Below are 14,586 nucleotides of genomic sequence, written 5' to 3'. Positions count from 1 at the left end.
TGGCGAACCCCACATCTTCACCGCGGAGGCCGCGGCAGCGGTGGGGGGGGGGGGGAGCCCACAAGCTTTGGGGGGGGCCCTCCCTGCACACCCCCCGGGGGGGGGGGGGGGGGGGGGGGGGGCCCCCCCCCCCGATGCCGCGCAGCCCCAGGATCAGGGGGGACTGGCCCTCGGGCGGATGCAGGGTGAACGGGCCGTGCTGCCGGGGCAGTTCGAGGCGTACGACGGACTCCGCGGCGGGCTCGGTGAAGACCTCGGCGAGCAGCCCGTGCCGGTTCCACAGGGCGAATCCGTGCGAGAGGTCGCGCAGCGCGTCGGTGGGGCCGGGGACGGTGGCCCGGTAGCGGATCTCCACCGCGCGCGCCGTGCGCGTCGTGAACTCCAGCCGCACGCCTATGGGGAGGGTGGCCCGCTCGCCGGTGTCCCAGGGCAGCCGCATGGTGTCGTCCGGATCGGCGCGCACCGGGCGCCCCTTGTCCAGCCAGGCGACCCCGCGCAGGAAGGGCCCGGGGTCCTGCCACCGCTCACCGGGGTCCAGTGGTGCTCTCACTCCGCGTCTCCGATCGTCGGGTACGGGAACTTCACGCCGACCCCGCCGTCCACGACCAGCGTCTGCCCCGTCACGTACGAGGACAGCGGTGAGGCGAGGAAGTACAGGGCGGACGCGATGTCGGCGGTCTCGGCGACCCGGCCCAGCGGTGCGTTGGCGGCGTTGCGCTCCCGTCCCCCCGGTCCGAGCAGTGCGGCGACCCGCGGGGTCCACACCACCCCCGGGGCCACTGCGTTCACCCGTACCCCGCGCGGGCCCAGTTCGACCGCGGCGGACCGCACCAGGGACATCAGGGCGGCCTTCGCGGCGCCGTAGGCGGCGTGCAGCGGGGCGGCGGTCAGCCCGGAGACGGAGGCCACGAAGACCAGCGGGCCGCCGCCGGCCGCGGCGACGGCCTCGCCGCCGTACTGGACGGCGAACCAGGCGTGCCGCAGCACGAGGTCGAAGTGCCGGTCCCAGCCGGCGTCGTCCAGCTCGGGCAGCGCCGCGTACCGGGCCGCGCCGACGATGTCGACGACCCCGCCCACCGGGCCGCCGAGCAGCCGCGGGGCGCGGGCGAAGAGGTCCCGTACGGCTTCGCGGCGGGTGACGTCGGCGGTGTGGGGGACCCCGCCGACCTCGGCGGCGACGGCGGTGGCCCGCCCGGGGTCGAGGTCCGCGCACAGCACGCGGGCCCCGCCGGCGGCCAGGGCGTGCGCGGTCTGGCGGCCGATGCCGTTGCCCGCGCCGAGCAGGACGAAGCGGCGGCCGTCGAGGCGGTGCAGGGCGGCGTAGTCGGGGACGGGGGAGGTGTCGGGGGAGGCGGGGTCCGACGGTTCGGCGGGGGCTTCCGGTCCGGGGCTCACGAGGCGGCCCCGCGGGGCTGGTAGCGGGCCAGTTCCGGAATGACCTCCTTGCCCAGGACCTCGATGGTCCGCAGGATCTCCCGGTGCTCCAGGTACCCCCACTGGACGTAGCAGATCAGCTGGTCGACGCCGAGGTCCGCGTACCGCCTGGCCTTGGCCACGATCGTCTCGGCGTCCCCGATCAGGATCATGTCCCCCTCGTCGAACTCCCGCACCGGCACGTTCCCGCCGAGGATCGGGGCGAGCAGCGGGAAGGCCCGCTCGCGTTCGCCGGGGGCCAGGTGCGGCAGCTCCCACTCCAGGGTGAAGCGGGCGAGGTTCTCGTACCACCAGGCCACGGAGGACCAGACCCGGGCGTCCGCGGGCCGGCCCGGGGCGGTGGCGTGGACGAGCGTGTAGGCGCTGACCCGGTCCGTGGTGACGTCGGTGAGCGGCCGGGGCGCGCGGGCGGCGGCCCGGTACGCGGCCACCTGCCGGGCCATGGCCTCCAGCGGCTGCATGATCGAGAACGAGAGCAGGCCCAGCCCCGCCGCCCCGGCGACCTCCGCGGAGCCGGGGGAGGTGGCCGCCATCCAGGCCGGGGGGTGGGGGTCCTGCACCGGCTTCGGGGTGACCATCCGGCGCGGGAAGCGGAAGCGTTCGGAGGCGTACTCGAAGTACTCCTCGCGCCACATTCCGGTAACGATCGCGACGGCCTCGCGCCAGTCCTCGCGGGACCGCTCCCGGTCCACCCCGAAGGCCGTCTGCTCCATGGGCGTGGAGCGCCCGGTGCCCCACTCCACCCGGCCCCCGGACAGCACGTCCACGGTGGCCACCTTCTCCGCGATCCGCTGGGGCGGGGTGAAGCCGAAGGGGGTCAGGGTCACCCCGAAGCCGAGCCGGATCCTCTCGGTCAGCCCGGCGAGGTGCCCGAGGAGCACCTCGGGCGCCGGGCAGTGGGAGCGGCCCTCGCGGAAGTGGTGCTCGACCGCCCAGACGGTACGGAAGCCCATCCGGTCGGCGAGCCGTATCTGCTCCACCGCCTCCCGGTAGGCGCGCTGCTCGGCGGCCCGCTGGCCGTACGGGTGGGCGCCGTGCCAGGGCCGCGGCACGTCGATCTCGTAGAGCACGTCCAGGTCCATGGCGGCACGCTGCGGCAGATCTGACGAAGTGTCAATAAAGCCGCCCGGTGGAGCCCCGTGCAGCGATCGATCATCCGTGCGCAACAAACGACCATGGCGGGCGGATCCGCGCAACGATCGTCCGTCAATGTGCAAGGATGGTGCATTACGGGCGGTATCACTCTGCTCGTAGGCTCACCCCCTGTACGTGGAGTGGCGCGGACCGCCTGCTCGGCGGTCCCCTCATGCCCAGGCGGGCTCACCCCTGTCTGACAACTGCTCCGGACCGCTGCGGTCGACGCCCGAACCGTCCCCATCCGCAGTGTCAAAGGAGTCCCCTCGTGCTCGATCAGGGCCAGGCACCCACGCTCTCCAAGGAGACGCGCAAGCCCGTGAACCCGCTGATGCGGCGCAAGCCGGTCGAGCGGCTCGTCGCCGAGGGCGGGCAGGGCGAGGGAGGCTCGCTGCGCCGCTCGCTCACCATGTGGCAGCTGACCATGATCAGCATTGGTGCCACCCTGGGCACCGGCATCTTCGTCGTCCTCGGCACCGCCGCCCCCAAGGCCGGCCCCGCCGTGACGATCTCCTTCATCCTCGCGGGTCTGACCGCCCTGTTCTCGGCCCTCTCCTACGCCGAGCTGGCCGGCTCCGTCCCGGTCTCGGGCTCCTCGTACTCGTACGCGTACGCCACCATGGGCGAGCTCATAGCCTGGATCTGCGGCTGGTGCCTGGTCCTGGAGTACGCCGTCTCCGTGGCGGCCGTCGCCGTCGGCTGGGGCCAGTACCTCAACGAGTTCCTCGACGGGACCATCGGCGTCACCGTCCCCGAGTCGGTCTCCGCACCGCTGGGCGAGGGCGGGTTCATCAACCTGCCGGCCCTGATCGTCGTCCTGCTCTCGATGGTCTTCCTGATGCGCGGCGCCAAGGAGAGCGCCACGGTCAACTCGATCATGGTCGCGGTGAAGATCGTCACCCTGCTGCTCTTCATCGGCATCGGCGTCATGGGCATCAAGGCCGGCAACTACGCCCCGCTCGCCCCGCTGGGCATGAGCGGCATCGCCGCCGGCGCCTCCACCCTCTTCTTCTCGTACATCGGCTTCGACGCCGCCTCCACCGCCGGTGAGGAGGCCAAGGACCCGAAGAAGGACCTGCCGCGCGCGATCATGCTGTCGCTGGCCATCGTCACCGTCCTCTACGTCCTCGTCGCCTTCGTCGCCGTCGGCGCCATGCCGTGGCAGGACTTCGAGGGCACCGAGGCCGCGCTCGCCCAGATCATGACCGACGTCACCGGCACCAGCGTCTGGGGCGTCGTCCTCGCCGCCGGCGCCATCGTCGCGATCTTCTCCGTCGTCTTCGCCGTCCTCTACGGCCAGACCCGCATCCTCTTCGCGATGTCCCGCGACGGCCTCGTCCCCAAGGTCTTCGCCAAGGTCGACGAGAAGACCGGCGTCCCCCGCGCCAACGTGGTGATCGTCTCCCTGTTCTGCGGTGTCCTCGCGGCCTTCATCCCGCTGGGCAAGCTCGCCGACGCCACCAGCATCGGCACCCTCTTCGCCTTCGGCCTGGTCAACGTCGCCGTCATCATCCTGCGCCGGACCCGCCCGGACATGCCGCGCACCTTCAAGGTGGCGCTCTTCCCCGTCACCCCGATCCTGGGCGCCATCGCCTGCGGCTACATGATGTTCGAGCTCGACAGCGCCACGTGGATGGTCTTCGGTGGCTGGATGATCGTGGGCCTCGTGTTCTACTTCCTGTACGGCGCCCGCCGCTCCCGACTGGCCACGGAAGAAGTGGCCACAGCAGAGAAGTGATCCATCCGCAGTGCGACTGAACGATCTCGACGAACGCATCGTGCACGCCCTCGCCGAGGACGCCCGCCGCTCCTACGCGGACATCGGCTCCGAGGTCGGGCTCTCGGCCCCCGCCGTGAAGCGGCGCGTGGACCGGCTGCGGGCCGAAGGCGCCATCACCGGCTTCACCGTCCGCGTGGACCCGGCCGCGATGGGCTGGGAGACCGAGGGCTTCATCGAGATCTACTGCCGCCACAACACCTCGCCGGACGACATCCGGCGAGGGCTGGAGCGGTACCCCGAGGTGGTGTCCGCGTCGACCGTCACCGGCGACGCGGACGCCCTCGTCCAGGTCTTCGCCTCCGACATGCGCCACTTCGAGCGCGTCCTGGAACGCATCGCGGGCGAACCCTTCGTGGAACGGACCAAGTCCGTCCTCGTCCTCAGCCCGCTCCTGCGCCGCTTCACCTCGGGAGCACCCGCGTAGGACACCCCCTCGCGCCCCCGCCGGACCATCCGGCGGGGGCGTCGGCGTACGCACGGCAGACGGACGCGGGGCTGTCGGCGGGGCATGCCACCATCGGGCGCATGAAGATCCAGATCCCGCTGCCGGCCGACCCGCACCTCTCGACCGTCTACACCGACTGGGCCCGCGCCCACGACCCCGGCTCCGAGCCGGCCGCCGTCGCGCTGCTCGACGAGGCCCTGGGAACGATCCACCGGGCCTACGAGAAGCCCGGCCGCTACGTGGACGGCCTGGAGCGGCGCGTACGGGAACTGGATCCGGCCCACCTGCCCTGGTTCTGGGACACCATCGGCCACAAGCTCATCGCCTGGCACCTGCGCTCCGCCGCCCGCGCCTACGCCCTGGCCCGCAAGGCCGAGCGCACCCACCGCCTCCCCGTCGACCCCGACTGGCACCGGGCCAACGTCCGCCTCTTCGCCCGCGCCGGGGCCCTGCCCGCCACCGAGCTCAGCGGCCACCAGGCCTGGCTGGCCGCCGCCCTGGAGCCCGCCGCCGCGCACGAGGAGTACGTACGGGTCCTGCGCGCCTGGGCCGCCTCGCCCGGCGAGCTCCCCGCCGACCTGGCCCGCCGCGTCCGGCTCTCCGCCCGCGCCGCAGGCCTGGACACCGCCGAGGAGGCCCGCGTCCTGGGCCTCGTACTCGGCGCCGCCCGGGGCAAGGAGATCCCCGACCGGCTGCTGGACGCCGCCACCGGGCTGCTGACCGCCCACCCCCCGGCGGAGGAGGCCGCGGCCCTGCTCCTCGACCTGTTCCCCGAGAGCCGCGGCGACGCCTCCTCCTGGCTGCGCCTGCTCCTCGGCTGCGGCGCCGCCGAGGCGGCCGCGGCCGGGCGGATCGCCCCCGAGGGCGGCCTCACCGAATGGTTCTCCCGGTACGCGGGCCGCTACGCGCACGGCCGCAGCGGCGGCGGCGTCATGCGCCAGCCCATGCCCGCCGAACTCTTCGAGCTCCTCGCCCTGTTCGCCCCCCGGCTGCGCGCCTGCGACAGCCCGCTGCGGCTGCACGAGGACCGCTACACCCACCGGGGGCTGGACGCCGACCTGCTCGACGCCTGCCTCGCCGAGGGCATCGCCGTCCAGGACCCCGGCGTCGCCGTCGGCCTGGTGTTCTGGGACGCCCGCTCCCGCCGCGACCTCAAGGCCCTGGCCGCCGATCCGGTCTTCGGCCCCCGCCTGGAGGGCACCGTCCACGCCGGCCTGCGCGGCTCCGGCACCGCCATCAGCCGCCTCCCGCACAACGCCGGCATCGCCGCGGAGGTGCACGGCCGGATCGAAACCCTGCTCGAAGCCCTGCGCGGCGGCGGCCTCGCCGCGGCCGACGAGGCCGTCGACGAGCTCGCCACCCTCCTGGACCGGCCCACCGCCCGCGCCCTCGACGGCATCGACGAGGCCCTCGCCGCACTGGACCTCACCGGCCCCCTCGCCCGCGCCCTGCGCGCCGGGCTGCCCGAGGAGTACGGCTGGCCCGCCCTCGAGGACGCCGTCGCCGGCCTCGGCGGAACCGACGCGGTCACCGGGGTCACCTGCACCTGGCCCGTCCTCACCGTCTACGGCCCCGACCGGGCCGTGGCCGTCGACCACGCGGGCCCCCGGGCCTCCTGCTCCTTCCGGCTCCCCGAGGGAGCGACCGCGCACACCGTGCACTACGTCGGCGGCGCCTTCCTGGTCGGCTTCGGCACCACCCCCAAGGCCTCCTTCGGCGACCGCGCCTTCTGGGCCGACCGCCCCGAGGACGTCTTCGAGCCCGGGCAGCAGCTCGGCCTGCGCCGCTACGGCGGCATGATCCAGGGCGGCCTGGGCTACCAGTTCGAAACCCCGGACGGCGGCGGCCGGCACGAGGGCGGATCCGTCCTGCGGCCCGGCGGCCGGGAGGGCATCGGCTCGTACGACTTCCAGATGACCGACGGCCGGCGCTACTGGAGCTCCGGCGGCGTCGGCCCCCGGTACGGGCAGGCCCTGACCCGCGTCCACCCGGAGACCGGCGAGGTACTCGCCGACACCGCGCCGCCGGAGTTCCACGCCTTCGCCGAACTCCCGCCCGGCACGCAGCCCTTCTCGTCCTCCTGCCAGACCCTCGCCGCCCTGCCCCCGGACGCCCCCGCGTCCCCGCTCGGCCAGGACGGCCGGCTCGTCGGCTTCCGCGTCCTCAACCACACCCCCTACCCGGGCCCCTCGCCCACCCGGTTCGTCCTGGAGGGCGTCGACGGCCGCCGGGCCTCCTACCGCAGCCGCCGCTGGGGCCGCCGCCCCTGGGGGGTGATCCGCATGCCCCAGGGCGGCGAGGACGCGGTGCTCGTCGGCCAGGAGGCCGTCCGCTGCCACGCCGCCGAGGACAACTCCCTCCTGTGGCAGGTGCACGGCTTCCCCGGCTCCGACCGCCGCCGCACCCCCGGCTTCGGCGAAGGCGCCGGTCCCGTCCCGCCGCCCGCCTTCTGGCACTTCCTCACCCCGCGCTGCGAAACCTCCTCCAAGGCCCTGCGCACCGTCGACGACACCGCCGTACGCGCCCTGCTCGACGCCGCCCTCGCCGGCGACCCGGCCCCCGCCCTGCCCGGCGGCCTCGAACCGCGCATCGCCGCCGGGGCCGGCCGGGCCGCCCGGCTCGCCGCAGACGTCCTGCGCCGGCTGCGCGAGCTCGCCCGCCGGGTCGCCGTGCTGCGGGCCGCGCCGGTCGTCTCCCTGCGCGCCGAGGTGCCCGACTCCGTACTCGCCCCCGCCCTGTACCCGCTGCTGCCCCACCGCCACCGGCGCCACGACGAGCCCCCGCTCGCCGCACACCCCGCCCTGCTCACCGCCGTCGCGGCCGACGGGCGCCACCTGCGCGGCGAGATCGACGACGAGGCCCGCGTGCTGGCCCGGCCCGCCGCCCCCGAGACCTGGGAGCCGCTGATCGGCGGGATCGGCGCCGCCGCCTGGCGGGCCGCCGTCGCGACCACCCCCGACGAGGAGCGGACGGCGCTGGCCGCGCTGCTGGACACCTGGAGCGGACAGCCCTTCGCCCGGCCCGGCCGCACCTGGCGCACCGGCCGGGCCCGCGAGGACGCCCTCGCCGCCCGCCGCGCCGCCGGACACACCCTGGCCTCCGGCCCCGTCCGCGACGGCCTGGCCTGGTTCGTCCAGCCGGCCGCCGACCCCGCCCCCGAAGGCGCCGAGGACTGTGCGACCACCGCCGTCGAGTACGACGACTCCGTACGCCTGCCCCGGCTGCTGGAGCTGCTCGCCGAGCGGGGCCCGCTGACGGTGCCGCCCGCCGCGGTGGACGCGTTCGTCCGGCTGACGGGCGTACGGAGCCAGGTCGCGCGCCTGGTCCTCGCGGGATTCCCCGGCCGAGAGAACGGCGACGAGCAGCGCAAGCTGCTGGCCGCCGCCCCCTTCAAGGCGAACAAGACGATCGCCGAGGAATACCGCGAGCTCTCCTGGAAGCTCCGCGACACGGGCCGCCGGGCGGTCCTCGCCGCCGGGCTGCCGCAGGACCCGGCCGAGCTGTGGCAACCCGACGGCACGGTGCGCGCCGCCGAGCGGATGGCCGCCGTCTGGACCGGGCTGCTGGGGGCCGAGGAGCACGTGGACGAGGAACTGGCCGCCGCCCTGGAGGCCGATCTGGGCCTGCCCCTGCCCTGGGCCCGCGCCCTGCCGGCCGGCCGGGCCCCCGCGGACGCGCCCTTCGGCGAGGACGGGCTGGTGCTCGCCGGCGGCCGCACGGGCGGCATCCACCTGCACCACGCCGGGCCGGACGGTGCCGTCGGAGACTGGGTCCACGGGGAACCGGCGCACCACACCGCCGCCTCCGTGATCGCCTGGGCACTGACCGAGCGGCCCGTCGGGGATCCGGCGGCCCGGGGCGCCCTTGCCCTGCACGGGCGGCTGCGGGCGCAGCTGGCCCGCCCCGACGCCCTGATCCCGCTGGGCGGCTTCTTCAAGGAGCTGGCCGGCACGGCGGAGGCCGACCAGGCCTTCACGCCGTACGAGGGACCCGTACTGCCCTGCCCGCAGCCGCTGTGGGAGGGCGCCGCCGGCACCTCCACCGCCCTCGACGACGGGGTGTTCGTGGTGGCCGTGCCCAGCGGGGACGCCTTCCTGCGGCCGGCGGCCCTCGCCGACCCCGAGCGGATGGAGCGGGCCGAGCGGCTGGCCGCCACCGTCCGGGAGGGCTACCTGCTGACCGTCCTGCGCCGGCACCGGGACCTCCTCGACGGCCTCGCCCGGCTGGCCGCCCGCGCCGCGGACACCCCGGTGCCCGAGGGCGGCTACGAGGCGGACCCGGCGCTGAGCGCCCCCGAGCTGGTCGCGGAGGCCGCCGCGTCCCTGGGGACCGGCGCGGACGCCGCCGCCCTGTACCTCCAGCTGCTGGCCCTCGTCCGCCCGACGGACCGCGCCGTCCGCCGCTGGAACGGCTGGACGGCGGCCCGCCACAAGGCCGCCCAGGCGGAGCTGGCGGCCTCCGGCGCGGTGGAGAGCGGCAAGCGGGCCCGCGCGGGACGCACCCTGTTCGTCCCGGGCCAGTGGACGGAGCTCAAGGCCCCGCACCTGCCCGTGGAGCACGCCAAACTGGCCGCGCACCTGGCGTCGGCCTCGGGTACGACGCTCCACCCGCCGCTGCTGCGCCTGCTCGCACCGCTGCCCCCGCACGAGCTCTTCGCCCGCGCCTGGGCGCAGAGGCAGCGGTAGTCACACGGACAACGGGCGGGCTGCGGGGCCGGTGAGCGCACGGCGCTCCTCCTCCGTCAGCCCGCCCCAGACGCCGAAGGGCTCACGGGTGCGCAGGGCGTGCTCCAGACAGGCGGCGCGGACCGGGCAGGGGGCGCAGACCTCCTTCGCCGCCCGGTCCCGGTCCTCGCGTTCCTCCCCCCGCTCACCGGCGGGGTGGAAGAAACGGCCGGGCCCGAGCGCGCGGCATGCGGCCCGGGACTGCCACTGCCAGTGGTGGAGGGCGGCGCCGGGCAGGCGTGAGAGGTCGGTCATGACGGCTCCTTCCAGTGGCCTCGCCCCGCGTCTGACCGCTCGCCGCCCGCTGAAACCCGCCGCCCGGGAACCGGGAGCGCGGCGGCGGTCCGGACGACCGCTGATCTGCCGCGTGTTCATCGCCACGGCCGTCGTCCCGCCGCCCGCGCTCCCGTGCCGCCGACGCTACGGGGAACTCCGCCGGCACTCAATGAACCCTGTGTTAAAGCGTGTTACGGAAGATCGTCTACTCCTTCGGGGAGCGCACGCCGATGAACACCGGCTCCCGGCGCAGGGTGAAGCCCATCGACTCGTACAGCGCGATCGCGCCCGTGTTGGCCGCCGCCGCGTGCAGGAAGGGCAGGTCGCCGCGGTCCCGGATCACGGCCGCCACGGACCGGATCAGCCGGCCCGCCAGGCCCCGGCCGCGAAAGTCCGGGTGGGTGCACACCGCACTGATCTCGGTCCAGCCCGGCGGTCGCATCCGCTCCCCGGCCATCGCCACGAGCCGGCCCTCGTGCCGGATCCCGAGGTAGGTGCCCAGCTCGACGGTGCGGGGCAGGAAGGGGCCCGGCTCGGTCAGCTTCACCAGGGCCGTCATCTCCTCCACGTCGGCCGGGCCGAGCCGGACCGCGTCCGGCGCGTGCCCGACCCGTACCCCGCGGCCGTCCAGCTGGACCCCGGGGATGCTGAGCACCGTCTCCCAGCCCGGCGGCGGGGTCGGCAGGCCCGTCAGCCAGACCTCCTCGCCGGGGCCGGCCAGCGCGGCCAGGTCGGCCCAGGAAGCCGGGTCCTCCGGATCGGCGAGGGCGGCGAAGGGGTTCGCGTCGGGGAGGTAGCGGGCGGCCCCGCGCCCCGAGTGCTCGGCGAAGGCGCGGTGCGGGCCGTTCAGGGAGGCCCACACCGGGTTGTCGAGCGGGGAGGCGGGATTCTCGGCGGACATGTCGGTGCGGGATCCTTCCTGAGGGCCTTGGGGGTGGCCGCAGGGTAAGCCCACGGGGCCCGGCTGAGCAGCCGCTTTTCCCGCGACCGTCAGGTCCCGCCCCGGCCCCCGCGCGGGCCCGGGGGCCACCGGAAACCCGCCGCGCAACGAATCACCGCACATCCGCCGGAACGCGCAACGAATCGATGCGCCCAGCGCAACGGTCACGGCTTGTCCGGGTCGAACGTGCGAACGTACCGTTTTACGACCCCCACCCCATCTGTCACAGAGGTACGCCCATGCCCCCGCTGCGCACCGCACTCCTCCAGAGCTCCGGACGGCTCGGCGACACCGCCGAGAACCTGAAGCGGCTGGACGAGGCCGCGTCGCGCGCCGCACAGGGCGGGGCCGGGCTCCTCGTGACCTCGGAGATGTTCCTGACCGGCTACGCGCTGGACCTCCAGGAGGTGCCGGGGTACGCCGAACCGGCCGACGGCGAGTCCGCCCACGCCATCGCGGGCATCGCCCGCCGCCACGGGGTCGCCGTCCTGTACGGCTACCCGGAGCGGGACGGCGACACCGTCTACAACTCGGCGCAGCTGATCGGCCCGGACGGCGCCCGGCTGGCGAACTACCGCAAGACCCACCTGTTCGGCTGCTTCGAGCAGGACGCCTTCACCCCCGGCGACACCCCCGTCGTCCAGGCGGACCTGAACGGCCTCCGCGTCGGCATCATGATCTGCTACGACGTGGAGTTCCCCGAGAACGTACGGGCCCACGCGCTCGCCGGGACCGACCTCCTCCTGGTCCCGACCGCGCAGATGCACCCCTTCCAGTTCGTCGCCGAACAGCTGGTCCCCGTACGGGCCTTCGAGAACCAGATGTACATCGCGTACGTCAACCGGACCGGCCCCGAGGGCGAGTTCGAGTTCGTCGGCCTCAGCTGCCTCGCCAGCCCCGACGGGGTCACCCGCACCCGGGCCGGCCGCGGCGAGGAAATGGTGTTCGGGGAGGTCGACCCGGAGCTCCTGGAGACCTCGCGCGAGACCAACCCGTACCTGCGCGACCGCCGCCCGGGGCTCTACGCCTCCCTCGTCTAAGCCTTCCGCTCCGCCCCGCCCTCCCCGCCCCGCCTGTTCTGCCGCAAGGAGACGTACCCCCATGACGTCCACGGTGCCCACCACCGCCGTTCCGCACAGCGACGGCCAGCCCCCGATCACCATGTTCGGGCCGGACTTCCCGTACGCCTACGACGACTTCCTCGCCCACCCGGCGGGCCTGGGCCAGATACCGGCGACCGAACACGGCACCGAGGTCGCCGTCATCGGCGGCGGCCTGTCGGGCATCATCTCCGCCTACGAGCTGATGAAGATGGGCCTCAAGCCCGTCGTGTACGAGGCCGACCAGATCGGCGGCCGCCTGCGCACCGTCGGCTTCGAGGGCGCCGGCACCGAGGGCCTGACCGCGGAGATGGGCGCCATGCGCTTCCCGCCGTCCTCCACCGCGCTCCAGCACTACATCGACCTCGTGGGCCTGCATACCCAGCCCTTCCCGAACCCGCTGGCCGAGGCCACCCCCTCCACGGTCGTGGACCTCAAGGGCGAGACCCACTACGCCGAGACCATCGCCGACCTCCCGCAGGTCTACCGTGACGTCGCCGCCGCGTGGAACGCCTGCCTCGACGAGGGCGCCGACTTCTCCGACATGAACACCGCCATGCGCGAGCGTGACGTCCCCCGCATCCGCGAGATCTGGGCGAAGCTCGTCGAGAAGCTCGACGACGAGACCTTCTACGGCTTCCTCTGCAAGTCCGAGGCCTTCAAGTCCTTCCGCAAGCGCGAGATCTTCGGCCAGGTCGGCTTCGGCACCGGTGGCTGGGACACCGACTTCCCGAACTCCATCCTGGAGATCCTGCGCGTCGTCTACACCGAGGCGGACGACCACCACCGCGGCATCGTCGGCGGCTCGCAGCAGCTGCCGCTGCGCCTGTGGGAGCGCGAGCCCGAGAAGATCCTGCACTGGGCCCAGGGCACGTCCCTGTCCTCCCTGCACGACGGCACCCCGCGCCCGGCGGTCACCCGCCTGCACCGCACGGCCGGCAACCGCATCACCGTCACCGACGCGTCGGGTGACATCCGCACGTACCGCGCCGCGATCTTCACGGCCCAGTCGTGGATGCTGCTGTCGAAGATCGCGTGCGACGACACGCTCTTCCCGATCGACCACTGGACGGCGATCGAGCGCACCCACTACATGGAGTCCTCGAAGCTCTTCATCCCGGTGGACCGGCCGTTCTGGCTGGACAAGGACGAGGAGACGGGCCGCGACGTCATGTCGATGACCCTCACGGACCGCATGACGCGCGGCACGTACCTCCTGGACAACGGCCCGGACCAGCCGGCCGTGATCTGCCTCTCGTACACCTGGTGCGACGACAGCCTGAAGTGGCTGCCGCTGTCCGCGAACGAGCGGATGGAGGTCATGCTGAAGTCCCTCGGCGAGATCTACCCCAAGGTCGACATCCGCCGCCACGTCATCGGCAACCCGGTGACCGTGTCCTGGGAGAACGAGCCCTACTTCATGGGTGCGTTCAAGGCGAACCTGCCGGGTCACTACCGCTACCAGCGGCGCCTGTTCACCCACTTCATGCAGGACCGCCTCCCCGAGGACAAGCGCGGCATCTTCCTCGCGGGCGACGACATCTCCTGGACGGCCGGCTGGGCCGAGGGCGCCGTCCAGACCGCCCTGAACGCGGTCTGGGGCGTCATGCACCACCTCGGCGGCTCCACGGACGCCGCCAACCCCGGCCCGGGTGACGTCTACGACGAGATCGCCCCGGTCGAGCTCCCCGAGGACTGACCTTTACGCGCCGCTCGGCCGCGAGCGGCCTCCCCGGCCTCGCGCCGCCGCGCCGGACTCCGTCCGGCGGGGCTGGTGCGGGGCCGGTTCGCGTGGCGGGGGCCGGCGGGTCGGGTGCGGGTGGTGTGCCGCTGCGCGGGGCTTGCCCCTCCCCGCCCCTCCACCGTTCCCAGGGGCTCCGCCCCTGACCCCGTACGGGCGCTGTGCGCCCGTCGCCTCAAACGCAGGCGGGGCCATGTGTAGCCCCGCCGGCGTTTGAGGCGCGGGGGTGCGGGGCGGGGAGCTTCGCCCGCGCAGCGGACCCGCAGCGGCGGCACCTGGCCGCGCGGCCCCGCGCAGCGGACCGGCGTCACCACCCGGACGGGCAGCCCCGCGCAGCGGACCGACGCCCCGTCGGGGTCAGGAGGCAGCGCCCCACCAAACCCACGCCGGCGTCGAGGGACTCCTCGAACTCCTCGGCCAGATCGGGCGAGCGCCGCAGCGTCCACAGCAGCCGCGCCGAGGCCCAGGCGCCGGCCCGGGCCCGCTCCAGGCTCCAGGAGCCCAGCAGATGGGTGAGCGGGTCGGCGACCTCCAGCAGGTCCGGGCCCGGCATCAGGTCCTCCCGGATGCGCTCCTCCAGGGACACCAGGGTGTCGCCGACCTGGTGGAAGTCGGCTTCGAGGGCCGCGGGCGGGCAGTCCAGCACGCGGCAGGCGGACACCACCGCGAGGGCCAGGTCGTGCCCGATGTGGGCGTTGATCCCGGCCAGCGCGTGCTGGAGGGGCCGCACGCCGGGGTGGCGCCGGTACTGGAGCAGCGGGCGCCAGCAGGCCGGTGCCCGGTCCGCCTCCACGGCCGTCAGGTACCGCTCCGCGAACCGCACGGCCAGCGTCTCGGCCCGCCGGGGCGCCGGGAACTCGCCCTGGCCGATCCGCCGGTGCAGGGTCTGCGTCACGGTCATGTACACCCGGTTGAAGACGGCCACACCGTCCTGCGCGGGGAGCCGCTCGTCGAGGGCGCGCATCCGCGCGAGTACCGCTTCCATGTCAGGCAGCGTCCCAGCCGGGACGGC

At 74.5% G+C, this 14,586-nt stretch carries 10 protein-coding genes and 1 pseudogene; 5 read left to right on the top strand and 6 right to left on the bottom strand.

Annotated features, from left to right (window positions below):
• The 3 genes and pseudogenes from ACZ7IF_RS13010 to ACZ7IF_RS13000 all read right to left on the bottom strand — a co-directional run.
• Positions 1-550: pseudogene (locus ACZ7IF_RS13010) on the bottom strand (GDSL-type esterase/lipase family protein); the annotation flags it as partial.
• The gene (locus tag ACZ7IF_RS13005; RefSeq protein WP_470968435.1) at positions 547-1,395 is read right to left on the bottom strand and encodes an SDR family NAD(P)-dependent oxidoreductase; all 849 of its coding nucleotides are present in this window, start codon (positions 1,393-1,395) and stop codon (positions 547-549) included. The pseudogene ACZ7IF_RS13010 and the gene ACZ7IF_RS13005, both read right to left, overlap by 4 nt.
• Complete coding sequence (locus ACZ7IF_RS13000; protein ID WP_470968432.1) at positions 1,392-2,516, bottom strand: LLM class flavin-dependent oxidoreductase; 1,125 nt, start codon at positions 2,514-2,516, stop codon at positions 1,392-1,394. Before ACZ7IF_RS13000 ends, ACZ7IF_RS13005 begins: the two co-directional genes overlap by 4 nt.
• 320 nt (positions 2,517-2,836) lie before the next feature.
• On the opposite strand from ACZ7IF_RS13000, the gene ACZ7IF_RS12995 reads away from it, so the two are divergent.
• The 3 genes from ACZ7IF_RS12995 (at position 2,837) to ACZ7IF_RS12985 (ending at position 9,478) form a co-directional block, all read left to right on the top strand.
• Positions 2,837-4,306 (top strand): amino acid permease, encoded by a 1,470-nt coding sequence (locus ACZ7IF_RS12995; protein WP_470968428.1) that lies wholly within the window; start codon positions 2,837-2,839, stop codon positions 4,304-4,306.
• Between the two features lie 10 nt (positions 4,307-4,316).
• Entirely contained in the window at positions 4,317-4,772 is a 456-nt protein-coding gene (locus ACZ7IF_RS12990) for an Lrp/AsnC family transcriptional regulator (protein WP_007262967.1), read from the top strand.
• A 101-nt stretch (positions 4,773-4,873) separates the two neighbouring features.
• Positions 4,874-9,478: a thioesterase domain-containing protein gene (locus ACZ7IF_RS12985; RefSeq protein ID WP_470968424.1), complete on the top strand. Its 4,605-nt coding sequence runs from the start codon at positions 4,874-4,876 to the stop codon at positions 9,476-9,478.
• Here ACZ7IF_RS12985 and ACZ7IF_RS12980 read toward each other — a convergent pair whose 3' ends face one another.
• Together ACZ7IF_RS12980 and ACZ7IF_RS12975 are read right to left on the bottom strand one after the other, a co-directional pair.
• Positions 9,479-9,772 carry a WhiB family transcriptional regulator gene (locus ACZ7IF_RS12980; RefSeq protein ID WP_470968421.1) on the bottom strand — a complete coding sequence of 98 codons (294 nt, stop codon included), beginning with the start codon at positions 9,770-9,772 and terminating at the stop codon, positions 9,479-9,481. It abuts the gene before it with no gap.
• 226 nt (positions 9,773-9,998) lie between these two features.
• Positions 9,999-10,694 carry a GNAT family N-acetyltransferase gene (locus ACZ7IF_RS12975; RefSeq protein WP_470968418.1) on the bottom strand — a complete coding sequence of 232 codons (696 nt, stop codon included), beginning with the start codon at positions 10,692-10,694 and terminating at the stop codon, positions 9,999-10,001.
• A gap of 278 nt (positions 10,695-10,972) precedes the next feature.
• On the opposite strand from ACZ7IF_RS12975, the gene ACZ7IF_RS12970 reads away from it, so the two are divergent.
• Positions 10,973-11,773 carry a carbon-nitrogen hydrolase family protein gene (locus ACZ7IF_RS12970; protein WP_470968413.1) on the top strand — a complete coding sequence of 267 codons (801 nt, stop codon included), beginning with the start codon at positions 10,973-10,975 and terminating at the stop codon, positions 11,771-11,773.
• Between the two features lie 61 nt (positions 11,774-11,834).
• The gene (locus ACZ7IF_RS12965) at positions 11,835-13,532 is read left to right on the top strand and encodes a flavin monoamine oxidase family protein (protein WP_470968410.1); all 1,698 of its coding nucleotides are present in this window, start codon (positions 11,835-11,837) and stop codon (positions 13,530-13,532) included.
• Between the two features lie 349 nt (positions 13,533-13,881).
• Here ACZ7IF_RS12965 and ACZ7IF_RS12960 read toward each other — a convergent pair whose 3' ends face one another.
• The gene (locus ACZ7IF_RS12960; RefSeq protein WP_470968404.1) at positions 13,882-14,559 is read right to left on the bottom strand and encodes a DUF5995 family protein; all 678 of its coding nucleotides are present in this window, start codon (positions 14,557-14,559) and stop codon (positions 13,882-13,884) included.
• Positions 14,560-14,586: the final 27 nt, after the last annotated feature.

Source organism: Streptomyces sp. NPDC037421 (assembly GCF_055602105.1).
This window is presented reverse-complemented; position numbering and strand designations above follow the sequence as displayed.

Excerpts from the sequence above, each read along its gene's own strand:
- ACZ7IF_RS12965 (WP_470968410.1), top strand. The coding sequence starts at position 11,835 with ATGACGTCCACGGTGCCCACCACCGCCGTTCCGCACAGCGACGGCCAG.
- ACZ7IF_RS13000 (WP_470968432.1), bottom strand. The coding sequence starts at position 2,516 with ATGGACCTGGACGTGCTCTACGAGATCGACGTGCCGCGGCCCTGGCAC.
- ACZ7IF_RS12960 (WP_470968404.1), bottom strand. The coding sequence starts at position 14,559 with ATGGAAGCGGTACTCGCGCGGATGCGCGCCCTCGACGAGCGGCTCCCC.
- ACZ7IF_RS12970 (WP_470968413.1), top strand. The coding sequence starts at position 10,973 with ATGCCCCCGCTGCGCACCGCACTCCTCCAGAGCTCCGGACGGCTCGGC.
- ACZ7IF_RS12975 (WP_470968418.1), bottom strand. The coding sequence starts at position 10,694 with ATGTCCGCCGAGAATCCCGCCTCCCCGCTCGACAACCCGGTGTGGGCC.
- ACZ7IF_RS12980 (WP_470968421.1), bottom strand. The coding sequence starts at position 9,772 with ATGACCGACCTCTCACGCCTGCCCGGCGCCGCCCTCCACCACTGGCAG.
- ACZ7IF_RS12985 (WP_470968424.1), top strand. The coding sequence starts at position 4,874 with ATGAAGATCCAGATCCCGCTGCCGGCCGACCCGCACCTCTCGACCGTC.